Below are 3,187 nucleotides of genomic sequence, written 5' to 3' on the forward strand. Positions count from 1 at the left end.
CCCACACTACCATCAGCGCTAAGAGGTTTCACTTCTGAGTTCGGGAAGGGATCAGGTGGTTCACTCTTGCTATGGTCGCCAGCACAACTGGTATGACTTTGCGTTTGGTCTTATTCGCTTTGCATTGCTGCTTTGCTTGCCGTTGCTTGGTCAAATGAGTTTAACAGATAATATCTGAGTCGAATTGTATGTTCTAGCGTTAGCTGAATCAAGTATTTCAAGACCGTTTGGTCTTTAATGAATCAATCTCTGCTCACTGCTTGCGCAGTTCGTACAACAACTGTTTGGGTGTTGTATAGTCAAGCCTCACGAGCAATTAGTATTGGTCAGCTTCACATATCGCTACACTTCCACATCCAACCTATCAACGTCGTAGTCTTCAACGGCTCTTTAGGTGACATAAAGTCACAGGGAAATCTTATCTTGAGGTAGGCTTCCCGCTTAGATGCTTTCAGCGGTTATCCCTTCCGAACATAGCTACCCGGCGATGCGACTGGCGTCACAACCGGTACACCAGAGGTTCGTCCACTCTGGTCCTCTCGTACTAGGAGCAGATCCTCTCAAATTTCCAGCGCCCACGGTAGATAGGGACCGAACTGTCTCACGACGTTCTAAACCCAGCTCGCGTACCTCTTTAAATGGCGAACAGCCATACCCTTGGGACCTGCTTCAGCCCCAGGATGAGATGAGCCGACATCGAGGTGCCAAACACCGCCGTCGATATGAACTCTTGGGCGGTATCAGCCTGTTATCCCCAGAGTACCTTTTATCCGTTGAGCGATGGCCCTTCCATACAGAACCACCGGATCACTAAGACCTACTTTCGTACCTGCTCGACTTGTGGGTCTCGCAGTTAAGCGCGCTTTTGCCTTTATACTCTACGCGTGATTTCCGACCACGCTGAGCGCACCTTCGTACTCCTCCGTTACTCTTTAGGAGGAGACCGCCCCAGTCAAACTACCCACCAGACATGGTCCTCGTCCCGGATAACGGGACAGAGTTAGAACCTCAATATTACCAGGGTGGTATTTCAAGGACGGCTCCATCGCAACTAGCGTCGCCACTTCAAAGCCTCCCACCTATCCTACACAAGTAAGATCAAAGTTCAATGTCAAGCTGCAGTAAAGGTTCACGGGGTCTTTCCGTCTAGCCGCGGGTACACCGCATCTTCACGGCGATTTCGATTTCACTGAGCCTCTGCTGGAGACAGCGCCCCCATCATTATGCCATTCGTGCAGGTCGGAACTTACCCGACAAGGAATTTCGCTACCTTAGGACCGTTATAGTTACGGCCGCCGTTTACTGGGGCTTCGATCAATAGCTTCGCTTGCGCTAACCACATCAATTAACCTTCCAGCACCGGGCAGGCATCACACCCTATACGTCCACTTTCGTGTTTGCAGAGTGCTATGTTTTTAATAAACAGTTGCAGGGGCCTGGTTTCTGAGGCTGCCAACAGCTCAAGGAGCAAGTCCTATCACCGCCGGCAGCGTACCTTCTCCCGAAGTTACGGTACCATTTTGCCTAGTTCCTTCAGCAGAGTTCTCTCAAGCGCTTTGGTCTACTCGACCTGACCACCTGTGTCGGTTTCGGGTACGATTCCTGTTTAACTGAAGCTTAGAGACTTTTCCTGGAAGTATGGTATCAGCCACTTCACTGTACAAGTACAGCTTGCTATCAGTTCTCAGCATAGAGTACCCCGGATTTGCCTAAGATACATGCCTACAACCTTCCACCTGGACAACCAACGCCAGGCTGACTTAACCTTCTCCGTCCTCTCATCGCATTAAACAGAAGTATTGGAATATTAACCAATTTCCCATCGACTACGCCTCTCGGCCTCGCCTTAGGGGTCGACTCACCCAGCCCCGATTAACGTTGGACTGGAACCCTTGGTCTTTCAGCGAGCGGGTTTTTCACCCGCTTTGTCGTTACTCACGTCAGCATTCGCACTTCTGATACCTCCAGCAGACTTCTCAATCCACCTTCATCGGCTTACAGAACGCTCCCCTACCACTTACAATAAAGTGCAAATCCGCAGCTTCGGCATATAGTTTTAGCCCCGTTACATCTTCCGCGCAGGCCGACTCGACTAGTGAGCTATTACGCTTTCTTTAAAGGGTGGCTGCTTCTAAGCCAACCTCCTAGCTGTCTATGCCTTCCCACATCGTTTCCCACTTAACTATAATTTAGGGGCCTTAGCTGGCGGTCTGGATTGTTTTCCTCTTGACTACGGACGTTAGCACCCGCAGTCTGTCTCCCGGATAGTACTCATTGGTATTCGGAGTTTGCATCGGTTTGGTAAGTCGGGATGACCCCCTAGCCGAAACAGTGCTCTACCCCCAATGGTATTCGTCCGAGGCGCTACCTAAATAGCTTTCGGGGAGAACCAGCTATCACCGAGTTTGATTAGCCTTTCACCCCTATCCACAAGTCATCCCCTGGCTTTTCAACGACAGTGGGTTCGGTCCTCCAGTCAGTGTTACCTAACCTTCAACCTGCTCATGGATAGATCACCCGGTTTCGGGTCTATACCCAGCAACTAAACGCCCTATTAAGACTCGGTTTCCCTACGGCTCCCCTATACGGTTAACCTTGCTACTGAATATAAGTCGCTGACCCATTATACAAAAGGTACGCAGTCACCAAACAACGCGGCTCCCACTGCTTGTATGCATGCGGTTTCAGGATCTATTTCACTCCCCTCACAGGGGTTCTTTTCGCCTTTCCCTCACGGTACTGGTTCACTATCGGTCAGTCAGGAGTATTTAGCCTTGGAGGATGGTCCCCCCATATTCAGACAAGGTTTCACGTGCCTCGCCCTACTCGACATCATCATATCAGCCCTTTCGTGTACAGGACTATCACCCACTATGGTTGCACTTCCCAGAGCATTCCACTAAAACTGATATGACTTAATGGGCTGTTCCCCGTTCGCTCGCCGCTACTGAGGGAATCTCAATTGATTTCTTTTCCTAGAGGTACTGAGATGTTTCACTTCCCTCCGTTCGCCTCGTATGACTATGTATTCATCATACGATACCTGGCTTATACCAGGTGGGTTTCCCCATTCAGACATCTCCGGATCACAGGATATTTGCCGCCTCCCCGGAGCTTTTCGCAGGCTATCACGTCTTTCTTCGCCTCTGACTGCCAAGGCATCCACCACATGCACTTAATTACTTGA

General features: G+C 50.2%; 2 rRNA genes. Both read right to left on the reverse strand.

The features are described from left to right. A 5S ribosomal RNA gene (gene rrf / locus F955_RS15285) occupies positions 1–83 on the reverse strand; the annotation flags it as partial. Between the two features lie 212 nt (positions 84–295). Further along, positions 296–3,187, reverse strand: a 23S ribosomal RNA gene (locus F955_RS15290).

The sequence above is a fragment of the Acinetobacter schindleri CIP 107287 genome (genome assembly GCF_000368625.1).
GTDB lineage: Bacteria > Pseudomonadota > Gammaproteobacteria > Pseudomonadales > Moraxellaceae > Acinetobacter > Acinetobacter schindleri.